At 67.1% G+C, this 1,418-nt stretch carries 1 protein-coding gene; it reads right to left on the minus strand.

All coding sequences use genetic code 11. The annotated features are described in order from the left end of the window. Positions 1-1,418, minus strand: a 1,418-nt coding sequence (locus E1286_RS47255) for a DNA-directed RNA polymerase subunit beta (protein ID WP_484213934.1), incomplete at both ends; no start/stop codon positions are given.

The following is a 1,418-nucleotide window of genomic DNA, read 5'->3' on the forward strand; positions in this document are numbered from 1 at the left end:
CCGAGCTCCTCCGCCGCGCGGAAGACGTCCTCGTCGGTGTCGCGCATCTCGATGGACATGCCGTCGCTGGAGAGCACCTCGACGTTGAGGCACAGCGACTGCATCTCCTTGATGAGCACCTTGAAGGACTCGGGGATGCCCGGCTCGGGAATGTTCTCGCCCTTGACGATGGCCTCGTAGACCTTCACCCGGCCGAGAACGTCGTCGGACTTGATGGTCAGCAGCTCCTGCAGGGCGTAGGCGGCGCCGTACGCCTCCAGCGCCCACACCTCCATCTCACCGAAGCGCTGGCCACCGAACTGGGCCTTACCGCCGAGCGGCTGCTGGGTGATCATGGAGTACGGGCCGGTCGACCGAGCGTGAATCTTGTCGTCGACCAGGTGATGCAGCTTGAGGATGTAGATGTAGCCGACCGCGATCGGGTACGGGAACGGCTCACCACTACGGCCGTCGAACAGGCGGGCCTTCCCGCTGCGCTGCACCAGCCGATCCCCGTCGCGGTTGGGCATCGTGCTGGCGAGCAGGCCGACGATCTCCTCCTCGTGGGCGCCGTCGAAGACCGGCGTCGCCACGTTGGTACGCGGCTCGACCTGCCCGAAGCCCTTCTCCCGGAGCCGTTCGGCCCAGGCCTCCTCGACGCCGGAGATGTCCCAGCCCCGGGCGGCGATCCACCCCAGATGGGTTTCCAGCACCTGGCCGACGTTCATCCGACCGGGCACACCGAGGGGGTTGAGGATGATGTCGACCGGGGTGCCGTCCTCCAGGAACGGCATGTCCTCGACCGGCAGGATCTTGGAGATGACGCCCTTGTTGCCGTGCCGGCCGGCCAGCTTGTCACCGTCGGTGATCTTACGCTTCTGCGCCACGTAGACGCGGACCAGCTCGTTGACCCCCGGCGGCAGCTCGTCGCCCTCCTCACGGGAGAACACGCGCACGCCGATGACCTTGCCCTGCTCGCCGTGCGGCACCTTCAGCGAGGTGTCGCGGACCTCACGGGCCTTCTCACCGAAGATCGCGCGCAGCAGCCGCTCCTCCGGCGTCAGCTCGGTCTCACCCTTCGGGGTGACCTTGCCGACCAGGATGTCACCGGGCACGACCTCGGCGCCGATGCGGATGATGCCGCGCTCGTCGAGGTCGGCGAGGACTTCCTCGGAGACGTTGGGGATGTCGCGGGTGATCTCCTCCGGGCCCAGCTTGGTGTCACGGGCGTCGACCTCGTGCTCCTCGATGTGGATCGAGGAAAGGACGTCGTCCTGGACCAGCCGCTGGGACAGGATGATCGCGTCTTCGTAGTTGTGACCCTCCCACGGCATGAACGCCACCAGGAGGTTCTTGCCCAGCGCCATCTCACCGTTGTCGGTGCAGGGGCCGTCGGCGATGACCTGGTTGACCTCGACCCGGTCGCCCTCGGCCACGAT

It is taken from the genome of Nonomuraea terrae, from assembly GCF_004348995.1.
Taxonomy (GTDB): domain Bacteria; phylum Actinomycetota; class Actinomycetes; order Streptosporangiales; family Streptosporangiaceae; genus Nonomuraea; species Nonomuraea terrae.